We start from the raw sequence: 23,172 nt of genomic DNA, 5'->3' as shown, positions 1-23,172 counted from the left end.
AAATAATTAATTTTAAATTAAATAAATTTGTCTTCTAAATTTAAACTATTGGAACTTTTCCCATCCATCGAAAAATCAAGCGTTCAGGAAATAAAAACTTTTCAGGAAGAAAAACTGAAAGAGCTTTTGAAATACCTTGAAAACCATTCGCCTTTTTATCAAAGAATATTCAAAGAAAATAACATTGCTATTTCTGAGATTCAGACTTTGGAAGATTTACAGAAAATTCCGACTACCGCGAAGAATGATATTCAACAGAATAATGATGATTTCTTTTGTGTTCCGATGACCGAAATTGTGGATTTCAGTACAACTTCCGGAACATTGGGCGATCCTGTGACTTTCGGACTTTCAGAAAAAGATATGGAGAGAATTGCCTACAATGAAGCTATTTCTCTTTCGTGTGCCGGAATTTCTAAAGGTGATGTTGTTCAGATGATTACCACAATTGACAAGCGATTTATTGCCGGTTTAGCCTATTTGCTCGGACTGAGAAAAATTGGAGCCGGAGTTGTAAGAATGGGACCTGGAATTCCTGAATTACAGTGGGATTCTATTTTCAGGTATAAACCGAAATATCTGATTACTGTTCCGTCTTTTTTATTAAAAATGATTGATTACGCCGAGAAAAATGGTTTAGATTAAGAAAATTCAAGTGTAGTTGGTGCGGTTTGCATTGGAGAAAGTATCAAAAATCAGGATTTTACAGATAATATTCTTTCTCAGAAAATCAAAGAGAAATGGAATATTCAATTATATTCTACTTATGCTTCCACTGAAATGAGTACGGCGTTTACAGAATGTGAATTGCAAAATGGAGGACACCAACATCCTGAATTAATCATTACTGAAATTCTTGATGACGAAGGCAACCCAGTGAAAGAAGGAGAAAGTGGAGAATTAACGATAACAACTTTAGGCGTTGAAGCGATTCCTTTGCTGAGATTTAAAACCGGAGATATTGTAAAACCTCATTATGAACCTTGCCATTGCGGAAGAAATACAATGCGATTGGGCCCGGTTATCGGCAGAAAACAGCAGATGATCAAATACAAAGGCACAACTTTATATCCGCCTGCGATGAACGATATTCTGAATGATTTTAATGGGATTTCGTGTTATCAGATTGTGATTCATTCCAGCGAAATTGGTCTGGATGAAATTATTATCAAATTGAGCACAGAAAACAGTGACGAAAATTTTGTAAATGAAGTGCGAGACCATTTCCGTGCAAAATTGAGAGTCAGTCCGAAAATTGAGATTGTTGATTTTGATATCTTGTCTAAAATAGTTTTTCATCCGAACAGCAGAAAACCTATTACATTTATCGATTTAAGATAAATTTTATTCTATAAATATTGAAATATTGTTATTTAATTAAGTTGGAATTTCTTTTCTAATGCTATATTTGCTGCTTTAATTATAATCTATGAAAAAAATATTTTTGCTTTTGTTTGTAGCAATAGCAACAACAACTTTTGCTCAAAATCTTACCGTAACTTCTGGAAACCTTAGTTTTTTAAAAGGACAAACAGAAGTTAATGTTGAACGGAATTACGGAAGCCCACTTTTTCAGGCTGATAATTTTTCGGAAACCGAATATTTAGAAAGAAGACATAAAGAAACGGTGGCTAAGAAAGGCGAAGCTGCCTGGAAAACATGGATTGACACGTGGGAACAACATGTGGAAACAATCTGGACAGAAAAGTTTATTGAAGGTTTAAATAAATCAAAAAAAATTAAATTCAGCCAAAATATTGAAGCTAAATATACTTTAATCATTCATCCAACATGGATGTATGCGGGTTGGAGTGGTTTTGTAACACAACCCGGAAAATTGTCTGCAGACATTACGATTGTGGAAACAGCAAATCCTTCAAACGTTTTGGTGACAATGAAAGGTGATAAAATTGAAGGAGTGGGAAGCAAGGTAGATTACGGAATGGAATACGGTAGACTTTCTGCTGCTTACGAAAAAACAGGTAAAGAAATAGGAAAAGAAATCAAAAAAGCTTTGAAATAAAACAAAACGGTCTGAAAATTCTCAGACCGTTTTTGTTTTATGCTTTTTCTTTTTCTGCCTTGATGAAATTGGCGAGGTTTACAATTGCCGTATCGTGAATTCTCACAAAAGTATTTTTCTTATCCCATACATAACCTGCCAAAACTGCACAGATTTTTCTTTTCACATCAGGATTTTCGGGTTGATGGAAGAATAACTCCTGAAGATTTCCGGTGTACCATTCTTTTACATACGTTGTGAAAACATTCACGCCATATAAAATATAATCTGCAAATTCTTTTTGCCAGTCTACTTTTTCGCCATTCAGTTGTCTAATTGCCAGTTTTGCCGCGGTCATTCCGCCTTCTGTTGCAAAAGCCATTCCTGATGAAAAAACGGGATCAAGGAATTCTGAAGCATTTCCAGTCAACGCAAATCCGTCTCCGTACAATTTTTTCACAGAACAGGAATAATCTTTCAAATGTTTTGGCTCAAATAAAAATTCTACATCTCCAAAGCGTTTTACATAATAATCAGACAGAGAAATTGCTTTTCTGAGCGCTTCTGCAGGATCTCCGTTTTCAGATAGTTTTTCAATATATTCGGTAGGGCCAACAATTCCTACACTCGTATTTCCATTAGAAAAAGGGATTACCCAAAGCCAGACTTCAGTTTCAATAATATCAAAAGAAATCAAAGTTCCTTCCACGCCTTCTTCTCTGTTGATGTCTACAACATGAGAAAAAATGGCAGAATGCGGAGAAAGTTTTGAAGGCTTTTCCAAATCTAAAAATCTGGGCAAAACTCTTCCGTAACCGCTGGAATCAATCACAAATTTTGCATGAATTTCTTTGGTTTCTCCATCTTTGTTTTTAACGGTTGTAATAGAATCTGTTCCGTTGAATTCAATGCCGATTACTTCCGTTTCAAATTCAAGGTCAATACCTTTATTAATAACTTCCTGAGCTAAAGTATTATCAAAATCGGCTCTAGGAACTTGCCAGGTCCAGTCCCATCCTTCTCCGAATTTGTTGCTGAAATCAAAGATGCAGACCTCATTTCCTCGCATAAAACGTGCTCCCAATTTCTTTTCAAAGCCCATTTTATCCAAAGCAGGAAACAGTCCGGCTTCATCAAAATGATCCATTACTCTCGGAATTAAGCTTTCACCAACCACAAGTCTTGGGAATTTTGTTTTTTCAACAACTTTCACGTTGATGTTGTTCTTCTTTAAGTATGAAGAAGATACGCATCCTGAAGGTCCGGCTCCGATTACGAGAACATCAACAAATTCTTTGCTCATCTTTGATTTTTTATTTTAATAATTACTTCTATCTTTGCCGCAAAATTAATGACAATTAATTATATCCTACAAAATTATATATTATTACTTTTAATTAATGAAAATAAATAACTTTTTAGAACTGAAAGATTTTCAGAGAATTATTATCGAAAACGAACGCATAGAATTAGATTCATCACTTCTCCAGAGAGTGAATGAGAGTTTTTCTTTTCTTAAAGAATTTTCAAAAAATAAAGTAATTTATGGAGTCAACACCGGTTTCGGACCAATGGCTCAATTTAAAATTTCTGATGAAGATACGCATCAGCTTCAATATAATCTGATCAGAAGTCACTCTTCAGGTATCGGAAATCCACTTCCTGCAGATGAAGTTAAAGCCTGTATGTTGGCAAGACTAAATACTTTATCATTAGGAAATTCGGGAGTTCATGAATCTGTCGTTAATTTACTTAAAGAATTAATTAACAGAGATATTACACCGTTGATTTTTGAACACGGTGGTGTTGGTGCAAGTGGGGATTTAGTTCAATTGGCCCATTTGGCTTTGGTATTAATTGGCGAAGGCGAAGTTTTTTATAAAGGCGAAAGAAAATCGACAAAAGAAGTTTTTGAAACGGAAGGATTAGAACCGATCCAGGTGGAAATTCGTGAAGGTTTAGCTTTAATGAACGGAACTTCTGTGATGTCTGGAATTGGGATTGTAAATGCATACAAAGCCAATCAGTTAACTGAAATATCCATTAAATTATCTTGTGCTATTAATGAAATCGTTCAGGCATATGACGACCATTTATCAAAAGCTTTAAACGGAACAAAACTTCACATCGGTCAGCAGAAAATTGCTGAAAAGATGAGAAATCATTTATCTGATAGTCAATTAATAAGAAAAAGAGCAGACCATTTATACACTCATTTTGAAGAGCAGGAAAAGGTTTTCAAAGAAAAAGTTCAGGAATACTATTCATTGAGATGTGTCCCTCAGATTTTGGGTCCGGTTTTAGATACTTTAGAATATACTGAAAAAGTGTTGGAGAATGAGATTAACTCAGCCAATGATAATCCTATTATCAATGTTGAAGATCAACACGTTTATCATGGAGGAAACTTCCATGGTGACTATATTTCTTTGGAAATGGATAAGCTGAAAATTGTTGTGACAAAGTTGACTATGCTAGCTGAAAGACAACTGAATTATCTTTTAAATTCAAAAATTAACGAAATTTTGCCTCCATTCGTAAATTTAGGTAAATTAGGGTTTAATTTCGGGATGCAGGGCGTTCAGTTCACGGCGACTTCTACAACGGCAGAAAGCCAAATGTTGTCAAATCCGATGTATGTGCACAGTATTCCTAATAATAATGACAATCAGGATATTGTAAGTATGGGGACGAATGCGGCAGTAATTTGCAGAAAAGTCATTGAAAATGCTTTTGAAGTTCTTTCTATTGAAGCGATTACGATTGTTCAGGCGATTGAATATCTTGGTTTTCAGGATAAAATTTCATCAAAAACAAAAGAGTTATATGATGAGATCAGAAGAATTATTCCTGCCTTTTCAAGTGATATGATAATGTATCCGTATTTGGAGGAAGTAAAAAAATATTTAAAGACAACGTAATTATTGGCTGCTTTAAGTTGTCAATAAAATATAAAACTAAGTACATATGAAATGTGCAATTATAACAGGTGGTTCACGAGGAATCGGAAGAGCAATCTGTATAAAACTGGCTGAAGAAAAAAATTATCATATTTTAATTAATTATACTTCAAACGAAGCTGCAGCAAAGGAAACTTTGGCTAAAGTTGAAGAGTTGGGTTCTACAGGAGAAATCCTCAAATTTGATGTAGGAAATGCAGAAGAAGCCCAAAAGGTTTTAAATGAATGGCAGGAAAATAATCCAAAATCTGTTGTTGAGGTAATTGTAAACAATGCCGGGATCACAAGAGACGGTCTGTTTATGTGGATGCCGAGTGAAGACTGGAACTCTGTAATCAACACAAGTTTAAATGGTTTTTACAATGTTACAAACTTCTTCATCCAGAAGTTATTGAGAAATAAATACGGCAGAATTATCAATATGGTTTCTGTCTCAGGCGTTAAAGGAACGGCTGGGCAAACCAATTATTCTGCAGCGAAAGGTGCTTTGGTCGGAGCTACAAAAGCTTTGGCTCAGGAAGTTGCCAAAAGAAATATCACCGTGAATGCAGTGGCGCCGGGTTTTATCAAAACCGATATGACTCAGGAATTTAACGAAGATGAATTGAAAGCAATGATTCCTGCAAACCGGTTTGGTGAAGCGGAAGAAGTGGCAGATTTGGTCGTCTTTCTTGCATCAAAAAAATCATCTTACATTACAGGTGAAGTAATTAATATTAACGGAGGAATTTATTCTTAAAATTTAGAGTTATAGTTTTAAGCTTTGAATTTTAAATCTTGAATTTATAAAATGGAAAATAGGGTAGTCATTACCGGAATGGGAATTTATTCCTGCATCGGCACTTCTTTGGAAGAAGTGAAGGAATCCCTTTATCAAGGAAAATCAGGGATTGTTTTAGACGAAAATAGGAAAGAATTCGGTTTCAGATCCGGACTTACAGGCGTAGTTCCGAAACCCGATCTAAAAAATCTTCTCAGCAGAAGACAGCGTGTAAGCATGGGCGAAGAAAGCGAATATGCCTACATCGCAACACTTGATGCTTTAATACAGGCAAATATCGACCAGGATTTTTTAGACCAAAATGAGGTCGGAATTTTATACGGAAATGACAGTGTTTCTCAGGCAGTTGTAGAATCTATCGACATTGCAAGAGAGAAAAAAGATACTACATTGATGGGTTCTGGTGCGATTTTCAAATCGATGAATTCTACGGTGACGATGAATCTTTCGACCATTTTTAAATTAAGAGGAATTAATTTGACGATCAGTGCAGCCTGTGCAAGCGGTTCGCATTCTTTGGGGCTGGCTTATATGATGATTAAAAACGGTTTTCAGGAGATGATTGTTTGTGGTGGAGCTCAGGAAACCAACAAATATTCAATGGCAAGTTTTGACGGATTGGGCGTTTTTTCGGTGAGAGAAAATGAGCCACAGAAAGCTTCAAGACCATTCGATTCTGAAAGAGACGGCTTAATTCCAAGTGGTGGAGCGGCTTCTTTGATTGTTGAAAGCTTAGAATCAGCCCAAAAAAGAGGTGCAAATATTATCGCAGAAATCGTTGGTTACGGATTTTCGTCAAACGGCGGGCATATTTCTACACCAAATGTTGACGGTCCGGCTTTGGCAATGAACAGAGCGCTGAAACAATCAGGTTTAAACGCGGCAGACATCGATTATATTAATGCTCACGCAACTTCTACACCGATTGGAGATGCCAATGAAGCGAGAGCTATTCATGAGATTTTTGGAAGTGATGTTCCGGTAAGTTCTACGAAATCGATGACCGGTCACGAATGTTGGATGGCGGGAGCAAGTGAAGTTATTTACTCGATTCTGATGATGCAGAATGATTTTGTCGCTCCTAATATCAATCTGGAAAGTCCTGATGATGAGGCTAAAAAGATAAATCTTATAGCAGAGACAAAAAATCAAAAAATTGACGTATTTTTGTCAAATTCTTTTGGATTTGGCGGTACCAATTCCGCACTAATAGTTAAAAAATTTGATTAAAAACATGGAAAGAGAGAAAATTATTACTATTGTTAATGATTTTTTGGTAAACGAATTTGAAGTTGATGGTGATGAAATCAGCAATGAAGCAAATTTTAAGACAACTCTGGGCTTAGACAGCTTAGATTATATTGATATGGTTGTAGTTATCGAATCAAATTTTGGTGTGAAATTAGGCGAAGCAGACTTCAAAAATATCATCACATTCGAAGATTTCTATTCAACAATCGAAAACAAAATCGCAGAAAAAAACGGTTAATTATTGATTTAAATTTATTTTCTATTTAAAATTGGATGTTTTTCGCTGACTGAGTGAAATCAAAGATTCGAGGTGTCAAACGCCTTTGCAGTGAAAATATTTTCAATCATTTCAAAAAAATCTTTGCGAACTTTGCATTAAAAATTAGTTTTTATGAACAAGTGGAAAGGTAAATCTAAAGGCTCCATTTTGGGCTATCAGATTTTCGTCTGGTGTATTAGAAATGTCGGAATCCGAAGCTCATATTTCGTTCTGTATTTTGTTGCTTTCTACTACTTTTTATTCGAAAAAAAAAGCAATAAATACTACAGATATTACTTTCAGAAAAGACTCAATTACGGATTTTGGAAGACAAAAATTTCCCTGTTTAAAAGTTACTTCACTTTCGGAACAATTCTGATTGACAAAACTGCCATTTCTGCGGGTTTAAGAAATAAATACACCTACGAATTCGACGGAATAGAAAATCTCAGAAATCTTTTAGCAGAGAAAAAAGGTGGCGTTCTTATCAGTGCACACATCGGAAATTTCGAAATTGCTGAACATTTTTTTGCAGACATTGATTTCGATTGTCAGATTAATTTAGTCACAACAGATCAGGAAGTTACAGTCATTAAAGAATATCTGGAAAGTGTTTCAATAAAAGCGACCAATATGAAATTCATCTATGTGAAAGAAGATATGTCGCATATTTTCGAGATTAATGAGGCTTTGTCGAAAAACGAACTCATTTGTTTTACAGGCGACCGTTATTTCGAAGGTTCGAAATTTCTTGAAGCAGATTTGTTGGGCAAAAGCGCAAAATTTCCGGCCGGACCTTTCATGATTGCCTCAAGATTAGGCGTTCCGGTGGTTTATGTGTACGTGATGAAAGAAAAAAATCTTCATTATCATTTGTATGCAAGAGTTGCTCAAAACGTCAAAAAACGTGATTCACAAGGACTTTTAAACTCCTACACCCAGAATCTTGAATCAATGATTAAAAAATATCCGCTTCAGTGGTTCAATTATTTCGACTTTTGGGATGATGTAGACTGATTTTAAAGAACCAAGTTAAAAGTAAAAAGAGCCAATAGAAATTCAGCGAGATACAGATGGAAAGTTAAAATAGATGCGCTTTTAGATCTGTGAAAATCTGTGGAATCTGTGGGAAATCTTTGACTTTTGACGTACATAAATTTAACAGGCTTTTCCAAAAGCCACTTAGGTTTCCTTATAAGTAAGTAATTTTTCTTTTTGCTGAGTGAAACACCTCTGAGAACGGAAAATATTTTCAATCATTTCAAAAAAACCTTTGCGAGCTTTGCGTTTTAAACAAGAATATTTATACTAAAAGTTTGATAAACTTTTGTACCTTTTACCATTAAAACTATAATCAGAATTTGAAAAAAAACTACGACATATTGGTTATTGGAAGCGGACTAGGAGGTCTTGTTTCGGCACTTATTCTGGCGAAACAAGGCCTGAAAGTTTGTGTTTTAGAAAAAAACAATCAATATGGCGGAAATCTTCAGACATTTTCAAGAGATAAATTAATTTTTGATACCGGAGTCCATTACATTGGTGGACTTTCACAAGGACAAAACCTTTATCATTTTTTTTCTTACTTAGAAATTATGAATGACCTCGAACTTCAGAAAATGGATGTTGATGGTTATGATAAGATTACATTCGGGGATGATTCTACAGAATATCCTCATGCGCAAGGTTACACAAATTTTGTTGAACAACTAGCACAATTTTTCCCTGATGAAAGACAGAATTTGGAAATCTATTGTCAGGAGATTCAGGAGATATGCAATTATTTTCCGAGATATAATGTTGTAGGCAAAGATAATTATAATGAAGAAATTCTGCATTTGAATACTAAACGTTTCATAGAATCGATTACTTCCAATGAAAAATTGCAGGCTGTTTTACTGGGCTCAAATTTTCTGTATGCAGGAGATTCTGAAAATACACCATTTTACGTTCATGCTTTGACAGTGAATTCTTATATTCAAAGTTCTTATAAATGCGTAAAAGGAGGAAGCCAGATTTCAAAATTACTGATTAGAAAACTGAGAGAATACGGAGCCGAGGTTTTTAAGCATTCTGAAGTTTCAGAAATGATTTTTGATGATAAAGATATTCTAAGGGGAGTAAAAACATCTTCCGGAAAAGAATTTCATGCAAATCTTTTCATTTCAAATATTGAAATTCGGTCAATGATCCAATTAATTGGAGAAAAAAGACTGAAGAAATCGTTCGTTAATCGGGTTTTAAGTTGGGAACCGATTTCATCTTGTTTCAGTGTGTATTTGGTTTTAAAACCGAATGAGGTTCCGAATTTTAATTATAATATTTACCATTACTCTTCGGAAGATTTAGTCTGGAACGCTTTTAAATATAAAAAAGAAAACTGGCCTGAAACTTATATGCTTTCATCGACGCCTTCGAAGAAAAATGAAGAGTTTGCAGAAAGCTTAACGGCAATTTCTTATATGAGTTTTGAGGAAGTAAAAGAATGGGAAAATACATTCAATACGATCACAGATGAATATGAAAGAGGGCAATTATACGAAAAATTTAAGCTTAAAAAAGCAGAAAAAATGATTGATGCGCTGGAAAAGAAATTTCCTGACCTAAGAGCTTCGATTAAAAATATTTATACATCTTCTCCACTTTCTTATCGCGATTATATCGGAAGTTTTGAAGGAAATATGTACGGATATTCCAAAACCTCTGAAAATCCTTTAAAAACAATGGTTTCGCCACGAACGAAGATTAATAATCTTTTTCTTACCGGTCAATCGGTCAATATGCATGGGATTTTAGGCTGTACTATTGGTGCTTTTAATACCTGCGCAGAAATTTTAGGAAAAGAATTAATGGATGAACGATTAAAACAAATGATTCATGAGAATAATGAATTCTAAAAATATTTTTATCATCCATAGCGAAGCGAAGCGCAATGAAGAATCTAACTTAAAAAAAATAGATTTCTCCTTTCGTCGAAAAGACAGAACGTTAATCTTAATCTTTCTCAGTTTAAACCTTTGTCTCATCCTCACATCTTGTGGAATTCGAAAATCAATAGAACATCTTCCCGATGTACAACAATATTCTTTAGAAATTCCGAAAGTTGAGAAGGTCAACGATTCTACATTCAGCTTTAACCAAAATTATTTAACGAAGAATAAACAGCAGCTTTGGGAATTGTATATCAAAGGAAATCCTCTACAGTTAGGGTATAACAACGGTGCTTTGACGCAAAATTTAATGCAGAAACAGGAAGAAATTTTCTTTTCTAAGGTAGAAGGTTTTGTTCCTTCAAAATTCAAGCAAAATCTTTTGAGAGGATTTCTGAAATGGTACAACCGGAAAATGTATCTGAATGTAAGAAATGATTTTCAGGCAGAGTTGTATGGCTTATCTCATTATTCATCGGAAAAATATAATTTTATTGCTCCAAAATTTCAGAGGAGTATGTATTTGCATGGCGCTCATGATATTGGTCACGCCATGCAGGATCTGATGATGGTGGGTTGTACTTCTCTTGCTGTCTGGAATGAAAATACTGAAGATGGAGATCTATTGATTGGAAGAAATTTTGATTTTTATGTCGGTGATGATTTTGCTAAAAATAAATTAATAGAATTAGTTGAACCCGAAAATGGGATTCCTTATCTGTCGGTAAGCTGGCCCGGAATGATTGGCGTAGTTTCTGGGATGAATAAAGAAGGAATTACGGTGACAATTAATGCCGGGAAATCGAAAATTCCCTTGACGGCGAAAACTCCAATTTCTTTGGTGACAAGAGAGATTTTACAATATGCAAAGAATATTGATGAAGCAATTGAGATCGCCAAAAAGCGAAAAGTTTTTGTTTCTGAATCGATTTTGGTAGGAAGTGCAAATGACAAAAAAGCGGTGATTATTGAAGTTTCGCCTAAGAATTTCGGTGTTTATGATGTTGCTAATTCGAGCAAGGTTTTTTGTACGAATCATTTTCAGTCGGATGCTTATAAAAATGATAAAAGAAATCAGAAGCATATTGTAGAAAGTCATTCTGAATACCGTTACGAAAAGCTTCAGGAGCTTTTACAGGAAGATAAAAAACTGAATCCTGAAAAAATGGCTGCGATTTTAAGAGATCAATCGGGTTTGAAAGGCGAAAAGATTGGTTACGGCAATGAAAAAGCAATTAATCAGCTTTTGGCACATCATGCAGTGATTTTTTCGCCTGAGAAGAAATTGGTTTGGGTTTCGTCAAACCCATATCAATTGGGAGAATTTGTCTGTTATGATTTAAATGAAATTTTTTCAGATAAAAGATTAAAGAGTGGTGAATTCGCAAAATCAAATATGAATATTGCTAAAGATCCTTTTGTGGATTCCCAGGAGTTCGAAAATTATGAGATGTATAAATTAATGCAATCTGAAATAACAGATGCAATTGATAAAGATAATATTGTGTTGAGCGAAGATTTTACACTAGAATATCAATCTTTAAACCCGGATTATTGGTTGGGTTATTATTTAGCCGGAAAATATTATTACAAGCTTCATGATTATCAACGCGCTAAAACTGAATTTGAAAGAGCTTTGACCAAAGAAATTACAACTATTCCTGACAAAGAAAATGTTGGGAAATATCTGAAAAAAACGTTGAAGAAGTTGAGATAATTTGTAATTATGAGAGAAGTTTAGCCCTGATTGAGCGGCCTGTTTGAGCTCTTTTCTGGTTTTTGTGCCGCAACAAAAACCAGAAAAAGCGAGTAGCGAAAGCAGGAATAGGCTCCCAAAAAAATTAATTATTCTCCGGATTCACTTTATTTAAAAACAAAAAAGTTACAATTCCCGTAATAACAGACATTGTACTTGCTAAAATCAAACTTCCGACAACGTATTGAAGAATGTTGTTTTTTACGAGATCAAAATTCCATTCCTGATTGAGAAAATCACTGTTTCCAGATACAAAGGGCGAGCCGAGAAACAGAGAAGCCACGATAATAAAAGGAATGAATGGGGGCAGGCTCACATTCGAAGCGACAAAAGCAAGAACTTTATTCAGCTTGAATAAAACAGCCAGAGAAATCACCAAAAGGGTGTGGAATCCCCAAAAAGGAGAAAAACCAATAAACACACCGAGCGCAATTGAAAAAGCTTTGATGCGGTTTGTTCCTTCACTTTCTAAAACATCTTCTTTGATGAATCTTTTAAAGCTTTTTTTTTTGAAATTATTCACGAAGTTTCGCGGAATAATATAAAGCAAAGTAATGGTCACTAGAATTGTATTGAGAATGCTGATTCGAGTAAAATCTTTGAACGGTCTGAAGTGCGAAACCCTTTCTGCGGGGTCGTACAAGACTTTTATCGGAACATTTTTTACGGGAACGTGTCGCCAGGCTGTTCGTACAATAATTTCGATTTCAAACTCAAACTTTGGAGTAAAATATTTTTTCGGAATTTTATGTAGGGGATATAAACGATAACCGGATTGGGTGTCTTCAAGCTTGATCCCGGTTTCAAACCAAAACCAGAAATTTGAAAAACGGTTTCCGAAGCTGCTTTTTTTAGGAATTCCGTCCTGAGACATGTTGCGGTTTCCAATGAGTAAAACATCTTCATTTTCATCAACCATAGCTTCCACAAAGACAGGAATATCATCGGGATAATGCTGTCCATCAGAATCTATGGTTATCGCATAGTCAAAACCTAATTCTTTGGCTTTTCTAAAACCTGTTTTTAAACCATTGCCTTTTCCTTTGTTTTCCGGAAGATTTAAAACGTTTATTTGAGTATAGTGTTTGAGAATTTCTGAAGTAGAATCGGTAGAACCGTCATTTACAACAATAATATTTTCGGTATAATCTAAAACACCATCAATAACTCTTTTCAGGGTTTTTTCATTGTTGTAAGTTGGAATCAAAACACATATTTTCCTTTCGGAAATTGCGTCTTTAACTTCAGAAAGTATCATTTGTTTATTTTAATGAATTTTTTTCAGCTGCAGTCATTGTTTTAGACTGCATGGCAAATTTTCTGACATATGTTTTTAGTGCAGAATTTTGCTTAGAATAATTACTCAGGATAAAGGTTTTATCTTCTTTAAGATTTTTATTATACCCAACAATTTTCGGAATATTTTCCTGAACACTCATTCTGATTAATCTCAACTCAACATTGTTTGGATTTGCTTTGATAACGCTTTCCAAACTCGTTGCTCCCGATTTTACAAAAGATTTTCTTTTGTTTTTTTCAGTTGTTACTTTGGCTTCCAAAATATCTGCAGCAGCTTTATAGCCAGTGATTATAGGGTCTGAAGAAGTTTTTTTATCAGCAATTTCAATAAAGTTTTTTGTACCTTCATTGGAAGAATTTGCTTTAGAATAAGCATTTCTCAAAGCTTCTAAATCGCCACCTTGGAAAAATAGAAACAAGCCTGTCAAAAGAGATAATATCAGTTTCATACTATATTTTTGTATAATTAACCGACATTTTCAATGCAATAGTCTCGCCAAATGAGGTTGTGTTTTTTACTTTAACTTCTGTTTCACTTTCACTAATGTTAAGTGACATCGTCAATTCAGGCGTTTCAAATGGGTTGATAATGGCCATGAATTTTACGTTTGATGCCGTTTTTAAAAATAATTTTCGGCCGATAAATTCTTCAGTAAGTTCTTTCACAATCTGCATCATACAAACACCGGGTGTTACCGGATTTCCCGGAAAATGCCCCTTGAAAATATCGTGATCTTTGTTTAGCAGAATATGAGCCGTAAAACCTCCGTTTTCTGCTTTTTCATATGATTGTAAAGTATAAAAATCTGTAAGTATCGTTTGCATTGTTTATTCTGTTTCTGTTTCAGTGATTTGAAATAGTTTTATATTGATTTTAAAATCCTTGTGCTGAATTTCAATCATTTCTGCAAAAGTAGGTTTTTTAGCCTCAAATATAAAATAGATCTTTTCCTTATTACCCTTCGTGTAAACGATTTGTTTCAGTAAGCTGTTTTCCTTATTAAAACTTAGATAATATCCTTTTTTATCGGCTTTAGAATAAAATATATTGGATAAATCATTTTCAAAACTTTCATTCACAGCATATTTTTCCTTTAAAAGCTTCTGAAAGTCATTTTTCAAAAAGTTGATGACAATTTTTTTATCCAAATCAGGAAGAACATAATTGAGCTTAAAATCGTTTTCTGAAATCTCAAAATCAATTAATTTATTTCCAAAATCAGAGGTCATGACAACCCGATGAGTTTTTGCATTAATTTTTTTTAATATTAAAATTCCGCTTACGTGATTATTGTAAATATCCATCTGACATTTATAAACATAATCTTCATTGGAAGAAAAGTATAAATTTTCAACCGTTTTTTGAGAATTGGAAATAGGTTTTACGTTTGTTAATTGGTAAGTTTTACAAGAAACAAACAATAAGAAAATCAGACTATAAACTGAATTCCGAAGCAGCAATCGGCGCATTGATTTTAGTGTTTTTGAAAACAATATTGGTCGTATCACCCGAAGCTTCCATCATATTGACCTGTGAAACCGTTGATTGATTCTTAGGAAAATGAAGTTCAATTTGCTTAATATATTTCAGCAATTGTGCCGATTTCGGAGTAAATTTTGCAATATTGGAATTCGCGTTTTTAAAATAACTCACAGAAAATTCCGGATCATTGAACATTTGTCCGTTCGAACTTCCGACAATCAGTTTATTGATTTTTTCAAATGTTTTACTTTTTGCATCCACCGAAGATTTTTTCCCCTGATCGTTGATGAAAATTTTATTGTCCTTAAAAACAATGCTGTACTGATAAGGCTTTGTGTATTTCCAAGCCAGTATATTCGGTGTTTTTAAAGACATCTTTCCGTGCGTTACGATATTTTTATCCAAAAAATCCATCTTTTTGGTTTGGGTAAAATCTGTCTGTAAGGTTTTTATCTCTTTTGTTTCTGAAGAAATTTTAGTGACAAATGCTTTTGACTCCGCTGTTGACATCGGTGTGTTTTGTGCAAAAACAAAACTCGAAATTAATAAAAGAGTGCTTAAAGCTATATTTTTAATCATTGATGTACTTTTAAAAGTTGATTCTAATATTTTCATCACTAAGAACACAATAAAAGAAGACCTTACAGATTATCTTTAATGCAATTTACTTGTGTGCATTGTGCAAAAGCTTTGTTCTCTTTGTGGTAAAAATATTTTCAATGGTAAATGTAGAAAATTTTTCGTGCTCCAAAAATAACAATAATTCGACTAAAACATTGTAGGTTTTTTCTGAAGTGTCATGAAGAAGTATTATACTTCCTTTTTTTAATCCTTTGGTGACTTTTTGGTAAATTTTTTTCTCATCTTCTGTAATGGTGTCGAGTGAACGAACTTTCCAGCCGATACTTTTTTTGTGAGTTTTTTTGATGGCTTTTGCAATATTCGGATTGGTGACACCAAAAGGAGGACGGTATAAATCAGTTTTTAAATTTCCTACTTTCAACATCACTTCATCACATTTTTCGATTTCCTCAACCATTTTCGAGGTTGATAAAAAACCTGTCGCATTCGAATGTGAAAAGGTATGATTTCCGATCGTATGACCTTCGGCAATAATTCTTTGAAACGTTTCGGGATATTTTTCAACTTGTTTCCCAATGCAGAAAAACGTAGCTTTTACATTATTTTCTTTTAATAGATCTAAATATTTCGGAGTAAATTCTGTTGGACCATCATCAAAAGTCAAAGCCACTTCCTTGATTTTCGTTCTTTTATGAGTAATGCTGTTAACGAAATATCCCAGCTCAATATCAAAAGAACCCCAAGCCAAAATTGCAATAAACCCAAGGAAACAGAAAAAATACACCCAAAATGTCCCGTGAAACGAATAAATAAAAACGTTACAGAAAAGATAAAATAAGATAAATGGATAATGTTTCATCTTTTAATTGTTTTTGAGTTTTCGGTTTAAATGTCCGGTTTTTAAAGGCTAAACGGCTTTTTTTAGCATTGCTTAGATTCCACGCTTCACTTCGTGCCGCTCTGAATGACAAAGACTCTGTTTTATCTTTGCTGAGTGAAATCTTTGCGCTCTTTGCGTTAAAAGCAACTCAACAAATTAAGCTTTCCCCAACAAAACCAAACTATGATCACTTCCTCCCAAATGATTATACAAAAGAATCGTTTTAATTTCCTCTTTTTCCAAATCATTTATTCTCATCACGTCCGGAATTTCTTGGTTTTTAAGAATATGACAAGCCATAAATGTTGAAAAACCGCTTGCCGTATTGAATTCCCCACTTAAATGTTTGTAATACAACAAAGCCGAATTTTGAAATAAATCCATTGCTTTTGTATAATAAGCATCCGATTTTGCATCTCCGCTGAAACCTAAAATCACAGCATCAATATCATTTTTAGTTAAATTATTCTTAGTTAAAAAATCTTCAATAAATTGTTGAGTTTCGTCTAAATCTAATCTGCTGCTGATTTGGATATCATGTAATTGAGCATAAGAATTTTCTGTTTTGTCTTTTCCTAAAACGAAAAAACTCGCTCCTTCTCCCCAAATAACACCCTCTGTTGTAGAGTTTAGATAATCAAAGGGAAGATTTTCTTCTTTTTTAATGGTTTTGTTTAATCTGTACAATTCCATTGTTCGGTTGGTTTGCTCGTCTGTTGAACCAACTAAAATATTTTCTGCTTCACCGTCATTGATCTGCAATTTAGCATCTAAAAATGAAAATTCCAGCGACGAAGAAGTATTCACATAAGTGAAATTGTACGCGTGACATTGCAAACCTAAAGCAATTTGCCCCGCAACGGTATTGTGTGTAGACTGAATAAAGAATGTCGGAGTTAAAAACTCTTCATTATTATCAATCACATTTTTTAAAAATTTTTCAGAATCCTGGGAACAGCCCATTCCTGTTCCGACAATGATGGCGTCAGGATTTTCAATTCCGGCTTCTTTCAATGCATATTGAGATGCTACAGAACTCATCTTTACGGTTTTAGACATTCTCCTTATCATCGCAGGCGGAATGAATTCTTTATAAACAGGTTCAATCGCTTTTAAAACCTGAGTTGAATTTTCAGGCTTAAGATTTTGGAAAAAATTTTCATTTAAAGTGTCCTGAACCGATATACAGGCTGCACTGTTGATGTAAACTGGAATCATGATTTCGAGAAAATTAAAGTTGAACAGTTTCCCCCAAAACCAAATGAATTGGAAAGAACGTGGTTGATATTTTTCTCTTTGAGTTCGGTCACAGGTGCCAAATCAAATTCTTCCATCTTTGTTTTAAAATTAAGATTCGGGAAAATGACATTATTTTGAATGGCCAAAAGCGAATAAACGGCTTCAATTCCCGCCGCAGCAGCCAAAGTGTGACCTGTAAAAGCTTTCGTAGAACTGAATTCCGGAACATTATTTTCGCCAAAAATTCTAATCATAGCAATTCCTTCTGAAAGATCATTATTAGGAGTTGCCGTTCCGTGAACGTTGATATAATCGATATTTTCTTTATCTAAACCTGAAACTTTCAATGCTTTTTCCATCGCCAAATAAGCGCCTTGTCCGTTTTCTGAGGAAGCGGTTTGGTGATGCGCATCATTCGCATTTCCGTATCCTGAAAGATAACCAATTACTTTTTTATTTTCTTTTTTCACAATTTCGTCGGATTCCAAAACGATAAAAGCAGCAGCCTCGCCCAAATTCAGACCTTTTCTGTTATTGTCAAAAGGCGTGTTGTAAGAATCAGTCAAAATCATCAGTGTATTAAATCCGTTCAACGTAAACTTTGAAAGTGAATCTGTTCCGCCAACAATTACACGATCTAAAACACCATTTTTAATCAGTTTTGCACCCATCATAATGGCATTGGCTGCAGATGAACAAGCCGTACTGATGGTTGAGACCATACCTTTTAGACCCAAATAATCTGCAATTAGCAAGGATGAATTTCCTGCATCGTGTGCGTCAATATATTTTTGCTTTTCAGGAAAGTCTTCGTAAGTGTAGAAATATTTTTCGGTAACATCCATTCCACCAACGCTGGTTGAGGAAATGAGTCCGGTTTTATATTCATTAATGTCTGAAATTCCGGCACTTTCTACGGCTTCTTTTGCGGCAACCATTCCTAATAAAGAAGTTCTTGTTGCATTATTATCTTCATTTAACTGAAGTTTTTTAACAAGCTCTTTATTAGACAATTTGATCTCGCCAGTTTTGATATTTCCGGCATGACGGGTCTCAAACAAACTAATGTCTGAAATTCCGTGTTTTCCGGATTTTAACGAACTCAAATTTTCCTCAACATTGTTTCCAATGGCGGAAATGATTCCCATTCCTGTTATGGCAATTTTTTGACCCATTTTTTAATAATATATCAATGTATCAATATGACAGTTTACCAATTGCTAGACTGTTTATTGATAAATTGTTAGATTAATTTATTTCGTTCTGTTTTCTTCAATGAATTTCGCCATGGTGTCGATAGAAGAGAAAATCTCTTTTCCTTTTTTCGGATCGGCTAATTTTATTCCGTATTCTTTATCCAAAAGTACGATCAATTCCAAAGCATCAATAGAATCCAAACCAAGACCTCCTCCGAACAACGGATCTGTATCTTTGATTTCTTCTGCTGCAACGTCTTCAAGATTAAGTACTTCGATGATTTTGTGCTTTAATTCTTCTCTTAAGTTTTCCATAAATTTAATTTGAAAATATGTTAAAGAGATAATTTGAAAATGTATTATATCAGATATTGATTTGAATTAATATTCTGCTGAATAATTGCTGTATCTTGATTGTAAAATTACATTGTCAAATCAGCACATTTTCAAATTATCAAATTTATAATGTCAGCAAATATACGAAAGCATTATAACTTTCCTGATATAGCTCTACCCAACCACACAAGACTTTTTCAGCTTTTCCTGATTGCAGAATCTGTGTCGAGTAGTTATTTAAAAATTCTTCATCAAATTCGTCTAAAACAAAAAACGCATTCTCTGTCTGCATTTTATGTTTGATGCTGATTTCACCCACGCAAATATTAGGTAAGGTATAAACAAAAACGGCAGGACTCGGAAAATAATTTTCCTGAGAATTGATGCTTTCCTGATATTTAAAATCGGTGTCTAAACTTGATGACTTATTGGCAAAAACTAAAGCTGTTTTGCTGTGGTCGTCGTTTTTTAAAATCATTTCAGAAGCAAGAAAAGCGAGTTTGCTTAGATTATCCATTTTATGAAATTTAGGATAATTTAATGCTAAACTTTTATAAGCTTCCTTTGAAAATTCTGAAAAATTTTTGGTTTGAGATTCAAAAATAATTTCATTATTGAGAATTATTTTTGACTGTTCTATGGTGCAAATGTCTGTCTTCTTCATCGTTTTCATTTTAACATTTTTCTAAAACAATTGCAGCATTACAACCACCAAAACCTGACGCCGTTTTCAAGATATATTTGATTTCAGCAGGCTGATTTTCTTTTATGATATTTAAAGGTTGGGAAGTTCCCGTTTCTTTAAAGTTTTTAGATGGAATTAAGATATTATTCAAAGCACTTTCCATGGAAATAATGCTTTCTAATAAACCTGATGCGCCTAAACAATGTCCGTAGTAACCTTTCATACTGTTTAAAGGGACATTCTGTAGTTCCATTCTGTTGAAAGCGATGGCTTCCATTTCGTCATTATATATTGTCGCCGTTCCGTGTGCAGAAATAAAATCAATCTGTTCTGTGGAAACTTCGGCTTCTGTCATTGCATTTTTAATGCTCGCAAACAACCCGTCACCCGTTCTTGATGGTCCGGAAATATGGTTTGCATCATTGATGGCTGAATCTCCTAAAACTTTAAAACTAAATTTTCCGTTTTGATTTGGTTTCGAAGTGATATAAACTGCTGCGGTTGCTTCACCAATATTGATTCCGTCACGATTTTTATCATAAGGTTTACAGACTTCTGTTCCGATTGCCTGAAAAGAATTGAAGCCTGAAATTACAAATTCAGAAATTTCATCTCCGGCAACAACAAATGCATCTTTGTATTTTCCGGCCTGAATCATATTTTTGGCAACGGCAATCGCCATTACTCCAGAAACACAGGCATTTGAAACAACAATGGGTTTTGTTTTAAATCCAAAAAAATCAGCGATTTTCTGAGCTAAACGGGAAAGAAAAACGCCTTCCGGTAAAATAGTTTGATTTTTTAGTAGGCTGATATTTCCTTTTGTTGTCGATAAAATAAAAGCTGTTTCGTCTGAAATTGGATGTCTTTCTATTAAAGGCTTTAAACTTAGCAAAAACATTTTTTCCAATCTCGTGAAATCCTGATAGTCGAAGTTTTTATTAAATTCTTCATTCAGTTTTTCAGTATCAATCACCGAAGCATAAAAAGGGGCTTGATTTTCGATAATTTTATGTAAAGCGACGCCTGATTTTCCTTCCAAAAGGGCATTCCAATTGGATGAAACATCAAAACCTAAAGGAGTGACACAATTGTAATCGGTTATGTAAACTTCCTTCCTCATTATAATCCCATTTTGTCTTTCCAAGCCTGAAAAAAATCAGGATTGTATAAACATAAATTATTATCAGAATCTAAGAAAACCTGAATGGTTTCTCCTGAACAAACTAATTTATTTTCTTGGTTAAAAAGCTCGTATCGGTAAATTAATTTCGCTGACGTTGAATTCACAAAAGTTGTCACGATTTTGAAAGTTTCTCCATACTTTAATGGTAGAAAATGTTCACAGGTACTTTTTACGATAGGTGTTACAAATCCTGCTTTCTGAATGTCAAGATAGGTCAAACCGTGCTGCCTTCCGAAAGCTTCTCTTCCGTCTTCAAAATACACGATGTAATGACCGTGCCAAACAATTCCTAAAGGATCTGTTTCATTGAATCGCACGCGTACTTCTTCGGTACAAGTTAAATCTTTAGACTGCATTCTGTTTTCTTTCGTAAAATAATGAAATAGCGACCATGCCAACATAAAATAAAAATAAGAAAATCAATTCCTTTGAAATTTCGCCGATTCCGCTGTTTCTTAAAATAATATCGTAATAAGCATTTAATCCCCAATTCATCGGAGAAAAGGCGGCAATTTTCTGCATAAATTCAGGCATTAAAAATACCGGAACCCAGATTCCTCCGACTGCTGCCAAAACAACAACCGAAGTTGCGCCAAATGGAGCGGATTGTTCCTGTGTGTCGGCAATTGTTCCCAACAGAACTCCGAATCCTATTGCGGCTAATCCTGCAAATAAAGTGACAATGATGAGATTAAACATTTTTCCGGTCACATCAAATTGAGGCAAATCCATATATGGGAAAAGATAAACTCCAACGGCAACCATCAGTAAAAACTGGATGACGCAAATAATCAGATACGTAAATGTTTTTCCTAAAATATGAATGTAATAAGGAGTAGGACTTACACGAACTCTCACGCTCGTTCCCTGACTTTTTTCTTTAACTAAATTAATCGACAAAGGCACAACAATGAAGAAAATAGCAAACAACGCCCAAGCCGGAACATTGTGTTGCACTGAGTTTGGTTTGGCTTCCAAAGCTGATTTTGGAACGATTTCTTTAAAAGTAATCAAACTCTTATTATCCAAATCTTCCGTCGTTCCCAACTGGTCTTGGAATGCTTTGTAGATTTTTTTATTTTCAATCTCAAAAACCATTTTATTAATGGCATTCATCACAGAATTTTTGAATCCGGCATTGGTCGCGGGGTCAAAATACAGATGAATATCTTTAGCTTTTGAGGCTGTAACTTTTGTTGCTGTTGAATCGGATTCCAGATCAAAAGAACTGACAATCGTCTGAACTTTCGAGTCGATATTTGAATTGATATCTTTCGTCAGATTCTGTGGAATTACAATTGCCATTTGATATTCTCCGGAAAACACAGCTTCTTTAGCCGAGTTTTCATCGTATTCCGTTAAAAGCTGAAAACTTTTGCTGGCTTTCAGTTCAGATTCTATCCTTTTTGAAATTTCAGAATGGTCGTTGTCGATGAAAATTATCGGAATTTTTGAACCTTCCAGATTTTTAAACGTCGAATCCTGAATCAGTGTAATGGTAATTATCAGCAGCAAAGGCATTAAAAATATAATGACAATTCCTCCGATATCGCGCTTCAGTAAAAGGATTTCCTTAAAAAAACTTCTCCACAATTTATACAACATCTCTCAGTTCTTTTCCGGTTAATGATATGAAAACGTCTTCCAGGTTTTCTGCATTGGCTACTCTTTGCACCAGTTCTTCAGGCGTTCCGGTTGCATGGATTTTTCCGTGGTCAATAATCGCAATTTGTGTACAAAACTCTTCCGCTTCCGATAAATGGTGCGAAGTATAAATGATGCACGTCCCTTTTTTATTTAAATCTAAAAGATAATCGATAATTGCTTTTTTAGACTGCACATCAACACCAACTGTCGGTTCGTCCAGAAACAAAACCTTCGGATTGTGAAGCGTTCCTGCAATCAGGTTGCAGCGGCGTTTCATTCCTCCCGAAAACTGGTCGACTTTTTTATCTGCAAATTTCGATAAACCCATCAATTCCAAAGATTCATCGATCGTATCTCTTAATTTTTTATGGCTTAAACCATAGAGACTTCCAAAAAACATCAGGTTTTCTCTGGCTGTTAAAGTAGGGTATAATGCATATTCCTGCGGAACGACACCAATAATTTGTTTCAGTTTTGTGCTGTTTTTCTGAGGTGAAAATCCGTTGATGGTAAAACTTCCTGAAGTTGGTTTAATTAAACCTGAAAGCATAGAAATCAACGTGGTTTTTCCGGCTCCGTTGGGTCCGAGAATACCGTAAATTTCGTTTTTGTTGATGTTCAAAGAAATATCATTTACAGAAAATTCTTCTGCATTTTTATATTTCTTGTAAAGATTTTTTATTTCTATAATATTCTCCAA

Annotated in this window: 23 protein-coding genes and 1 pseudogene; 9 read left to right on the top strand and 15 right to left on the bottom strand. The window is 34.4% G+C overall.

Annotated features, from left to right (window positions below):
- Positions 1–48 precede the first annotated feature (48 nt).
- Both BA768_RS06835 and BA768_RS06830 read left to right on the top strand, forming a co-directional pair.
- Positions 49–1,341, top strand: a pseudogene (locus tag BA768_RS06835) (phenylacetate--CoA ligase family protein).
- A gap of 88 nt (positions 1,342–1,429) precedes the next feature.
- Positions 1,430–2,023, top strand: coding sequence for a hypothetical protein (locus BA768_RS06830; protein ID WP_051882508.1), 594 nt, complete (start codon positions 1,430–1,432; stop codon positions 2,021–2,023).
- Between the two features lie 37 nt (positions 2,024–2,060).
- Here the strand turns inward: BA768_RS06830 and BA768_RS06825 are convergent, their stop codons facing one another.
- Complete coding sequence (locus tag BA768_RS06825; protein WP_065720208.1) at positions 2,061–3,305, bottom strand: NAD(P)/FAD-dependent oxidoreductase; 1,245 nt, start codon at positions 3,303–3,305, stop codon at positions 2,061–2,063.
- Positions 3,306–3,402: 97 nt separating this feature from the next.
- On the opposite strand from BA768_RS06825, the gene hutH reads away from it, so the two are divergent.
- From hutH to BA768_RS06790, 7 genes are all read left to right on the top strand, one after another.
- Positions 3,403–4,923 carry a histidine ammonia-lyase gene (gene hutH, locus BA768_RS06820; protein ID WP_065720207.1) on the top strand — a complete coding sequence of 507 codons (1,521 nt, stop codon included), beginning with the start codon at positions 3,403–3,405 and terminating at the stop codon, positions 4,921–4,923.
- A 46-nt stretch (positions 4,924–4,969) separates the two neighbouring features.
- A complete protein-coding gene (fabG, locus tag BA768_RS06815) occupies positions 4,970–5,701 on the top strand; it encodes a 3-oxoacyl-ACP reductase FabG (protein WP_065720206.1) in 732 nt (243 codons plus the stop codon).
- Positions 5,702–5,752: 51 nt separating this feature from the next.
- Positions 5,753–6,973, top strand: a complete 1,221-nt coding sequence (locus tag BA768_RS06810; RefSeq protein WP_065720205.1) for a beta-ketoacyl-[acyl-carrier-protein] synthase family protein — start codon at positions 5,753–5,755, stop codon at positions 6,971–6,973.
- A gap of 4 nt (positions 6,974–6,977) precedes the next feature.
- Positions 6,978–7,232 (top strand): acyl carrier protein, encoded by a 255-nt coding sequence (locus tag BA768_RS06805; protein WP_034676871.1) that lies wholly within the window; start codon positions 6,978–6,980, stop codon positions 7,230–7,232.
- Between the two features lie 153 nt (positions 7,233–7,385).
- Positions 7,386–8,270 (top strand): lipid A biosynthesis acyltransferase, encoded by an 885-nt coding sequence (locus BA768_RS06800; protein ID WP_065720204.1) that lies wholly within the window; start codon positions 7,386–7,388, stop codon positions 8,268–8,270.
- A gap of 344 nt (positions 8,271–8,614) precedes the next feature.
- The gene (locus BA768_RS06795; protein WP_065720203.1) at positions 8,615–10,150 is read left to right on the top strand and encodes a phytoene desaturase family protein; all 1,536 of its coding nucleotides are present in this window, start codon (positions 8,615–8,617) and stop codon (positions 10,148–10,150) included.
- Positions 10,131–11,900 (top strand): C45 family autoproteolytic acyltransferase/hydolase, encoded by a 1,770-nt coding sequence (locus BA768_RS06790; RefSeq protein WP_228388331.1) that lies wholly within the window; start codon positions 10,131–10,133, stop codon positions 11,898–11,900. Before BA768_RS06795 ends, BA768_RS06790 begins: the two co-directional genes overlap by 20 nt.
- A 124-nt stretch (positions 11,901–12,024) precedes the next feature.
- On the opposite strand, the gene BA768_RS06785 is transcribed toward BA768_RS06790, so the two are convergent.
- The 14 genes from BA768_RS06785 to BA768_RS06720 form a co-directional block, all read right to left on the bottom strand.
- Positions 12,025–13,197: a DUF2062 domain-containing protein gene (locus BA768_RS06785; RefSeq protein ID WP_065720202.1), complete on the bottom strand. Its 1,173-nt coding sequence runs from the start codon at positions 13,195–13,197 to the stop codon at positions 12,025–12,027.
- 4 nt (positions 13,198–13,201) lie between these two features.
- Entirely contained in the window at positions 13,202–13,687 is a 486-nt protein-coding gene (locus BA768_RS06780; protein WP_065720201.1) for a hypothetical protein, read from the bottom strand.
- A gap of 1 nt (position 13,688) precedes the next feature.
- Entirely contained in the window at positions 13,689–14,063 is a 375-nt protein-coding gene (locus tag BA768_RS06775) for a 3-hydroxyacyl-ACP dehydratase (RefSeq protein ID WP_083206598.1), read from the bottom strand.
- A 3-nt stretch (positions 14,064–14,066) separates the two neighbouring features.
- The gene (locus BA768_RS06770; protein ID WP_065720200.1) at positions 14,067–14,708 is read right to left on the bottom strand and encodes a hypothetical protein; all 642 of its coding nucleotides are present in this window, start codon (positions 14,706–14,708) and stop codon (positions 14,067–14,069) included.
- Positions 14,674–15,300 carry a LolA family protein gene (locus tag BA768_RS06765; RefSeq protein ID WP_065720241.1) on the bottom strand — a complete coding sequence of 209 codons (627 nt, stop codon included), beginning with the start codon at positions 15,298–15,300 and terminating at the stop codon, positions 14,674–14,676. Before BA768_RS06765 ends, BA768_RS06770 begins: the two co-directional genes overlap by 35 nt.
- Before the next feature lie 85 nt (positions 15,301–15,385).
- Positions 15,386–16,162 (bottom strand): polysaccharide deacetylase family protein, encoded by a 777-nt coding sequence (locus BA768_RS06760; protein WP_065720199.1) that lies wholly within the window; start codon positions 16,160–16,162, stop codon positions 15,386–15,388.
- Between the two features lie 177 nt (positions 16,163–16,339).
- Positions 16,340–17,401 carry a beta-ketoacyl synthase N-terminal-like domain-containing protein gene (locus tag BA768_RS06755; RefSeq protein ID WP_065720198.1) on the bottom strand — a complete coding sequence of 354 codons (1,062 nt, stop codon included), beginning with the start codon at positions 17,399–17,401 and terminating at the stop codon, positions 16,340–16,342.
- Positions 17,398–18,597 carry a beta-ketoacyl-[acyl-carrier-protein] synthase family protein gene (locus BA768_RS06750; protein WP_065720197.1) on the bottom strand — a complete coding sequence of 400 codons (1,200 nt, stop codon included), beginning with the start codon at positions 18,595–18,597 and terminating at the stop codon, positions 17,398–17,400. Before BA768_RS06750 ends, BA768_RS06755 begins: the two co-directional genes overlap by 4 nt.
- A gap of 78 nt (positions 18,598–18,675) precedes the next feature.
- Positions 18,676–18,933, bottom strand: coding sequence for a phosphopantetheine-binding protein (locus tag BA768_RS06745; RefSeq protein WP_065720196.1), 258 nt, complete (start codon positions 18,931–18,933; stop codon positions 18,676–18,678).
- 145 nt (positions 18,934–19,078) lie between these two features.
- Positions 19,079–19,618: a 3-oxoacyl-ACP synthase gene (locus BA768_RS06740; protein ID WP_083206602.1), complete on the bottom strand. Its 540-nt coding sequence runs from the start codon at positions 19,616–19,618 to the stop codon at positions 19,079–19,081.
- 10 nt (positions 19,619–19,628) lie between these two features.
- Positions 19,629–20,762 (bottom strand): beta-ketoacyl synthase N-terminal-like domain-containing protein, encoded by a 1,134-nt coding sequence (locus BA768_RS06735; RefSeq protein ID WP_065720194.1) that lies wholly within the window; start codon positions 20,760–20,762, stop codon positions 19,629–19,631.
- Positions 20,762–21,181 (bottom strand): acyl-CoA thioesterase, encoded by a 420-nt coding sequence (locus BA768_RS06730; RefSeq protein WP_083206597.1) that lies wholly within the window; start codon positions 21,179–21,181, stop codon positions 20,762–20,764. The genes BA768_RS06735 and BA768_RS06730 overlap by 1 nt, the downstream gene beginning before the upstream one ends.
- Positions 21,171–22,430, bottom strand: a complete 1,260-nt coding sequence (locus BA768_RS06725; protein WP_065720192.1) for an ABC transporter permease — start codon at positions 22,428–22,430, stop codon at positions 21,171–21,173. The genes BA768_RS06730 and BA768_RS06725 overlap by 11 nt, the downstream gene beginning before the upstream one ends.
- Positions 22,420–23,172 carry an ABC transporter ATP-binding protein gene (locus BA768_RS06720; RefSeq protein ID WP_065720191.1) on the bottom strand — a complete coding sequence of 251 codons (753 nt, stop codon included), beginning with the start codon at positions 23,170–23,172 and terminating at the stop codon, positions 22,420–22,422. The genes BA768_RS06725 and BA768_RS06720 overlap by 11 nt, the downstream gene beginning before the upstream one ends.

It is taken from the genome of Chryseobacterium sp. CBo1 (assembly GCF_001693475.1).
Classification (GTDB): Bacteria; Bacteroidota; Bacteroidia; order Flavobacteriales; family Weeksellaceae; genus Chryseobacterium; species Chryseobacterium formosense.
The sequence above is the reverse complement of the archived record's forward strand: the minus strand, read 5'-3'. Positions and strand labels throughout refer to the sequence as shown.

Coding starts and splice junctions, on each gene's coding strand:
- BA768_RS06735 (WP_065720194.1), bottom strand. CDS start 20,762: ATGAGGAAGGAAGTTTACATAACCGATTACAATTGTGTCACTCCTTTA.
- BA768_RS06805 (WP_034676871.1), top strand. CDS start 6,978: ATGGAAAGAGAGAAAATTATTACTATTGTTAATGATTTTTTGGTAAAC.
- BA768_RS06725 (WP_065720192.1), bottom strand. CDS start 22,430: ATGTTGTATAAATTGTGGAGAAGTTTTTTTAAGGAAATCCTTTTACTG.
- BA768_RS06830 (WP_051882508.1), top strand. CDS start 1,430: ATGAAAAAAATATTTTTGCTTTTGTTTGTAGCAATAGCAACAACAACT.
- BA768_RS06775 (WP_083206598.1), bottom strand. CDS start 14,063: ATGCAAACGATACTTACAGATTTTTATACTTTACAATCATATGAAAAA.
- BA768_RS06780 (WP_065720201.1), bottom strand. CDS start 13,687: ATGAAACTGATATTATCTCTTTTGACAGGCTTGTTTCTATTTTTCCAA.
- BA768_RS06755 (WP_065720198.1), bottom strand. CDS start 17,401: ATGATTCCAGTTTACATCAACAGTGCAGCCTGTATATCGGTTCAGGAC.
- BA768_RS06785 (WP_065720202.1), bottom strand. CDS start 13,197: ATGATACTTTCTGAAGTTAAAGACGCAATTTCCGAAAGGAAAATATGT.
- fabG (WP_065720206.1), top strand. CDS start 4,970: ATGAAATGTGCAATTATAACAGGTGGTTCACGAGGAATCGGAAGAGCA.
- BA768_RS06790 (WP_228388331.1), top strand. CDS start 10,131: ATGAGAATAATGAATTCTAAAAATATTTTTATCATCCATAGCGAAGCG.
- BA768_RS06760 (WP_065720199.1), bottom strand. CDS start 16,162: ATGAAACATTATCCATTTATCTTATTTTATCTTTTCTGTAACGTTTTT.
- BA768_RS06730 (WP_083206597.1), bottom strand. CDS start 21,181: ATGCAGTCTAAAGATTTAACTTGTACCGAAGAAGTACGCGTGCGATTC.
- BA768_RS06765 (WP_065720241.1), bottom strand. CDS start 15,300: ATGATTAAAAATATAGCTTTAAGCACTCTTTTATTAATTTCGAGTTTT.
- BA768_RS06740 (WP_083206602.1), bottom strand. CDS start 19,618: ATGAAGAAGACAGACATTTGCACCATAGAACAGTCAAAAATAATTCTC.
- BA768_RS06810 (WP_065720205.1), top strand. CDS start 5,753: ATGGAAAATAGGGTAGTCATTACCGGAATGGGAATTTATTCCTGCATC.
- BA768_RS06745 (WP_065720196.1), bottom strand. CDS start 18,933: ATGGAAAACTTAAGAGAAGAATTAAAGCACAAAATCATCGAAGTACTT.
- BA768_RS06800 (WP_065720204.1), top strand. CDS start 7,386: ATGAACAAGTGGAAAGGTAAATCTAAAGGCTCCATTTTGGGCTATCAG.
- hutH (WP_065720207.1), top strand. CDS start 3,403: ATGAAAATAAATAACTTTTTAGAACTGAAAGATTTTCAGAGAATTATT.
- BA768_RS06825 (WP_065720208.1), bottom strand. CDS start 3,305: ATGAGCAAAGAATTTGTTGATGTTCTCGTAATCGGAGCCGGACCTTCA.
- BA768_RS06750 (WP_065720197.1), bottom strand. CDS start 18,597: ATGGGTCAAAAAATTGCCATAACAGGAATGGGAATCATTTCCGCCATT.
- BA768_RS06770 (WP_065720200.1), bottom strand. CDS start 14,708: ATGCGCCGATTGCTGCTTCGGAATTCAGTTTATAGTCTGATTTTCTTA.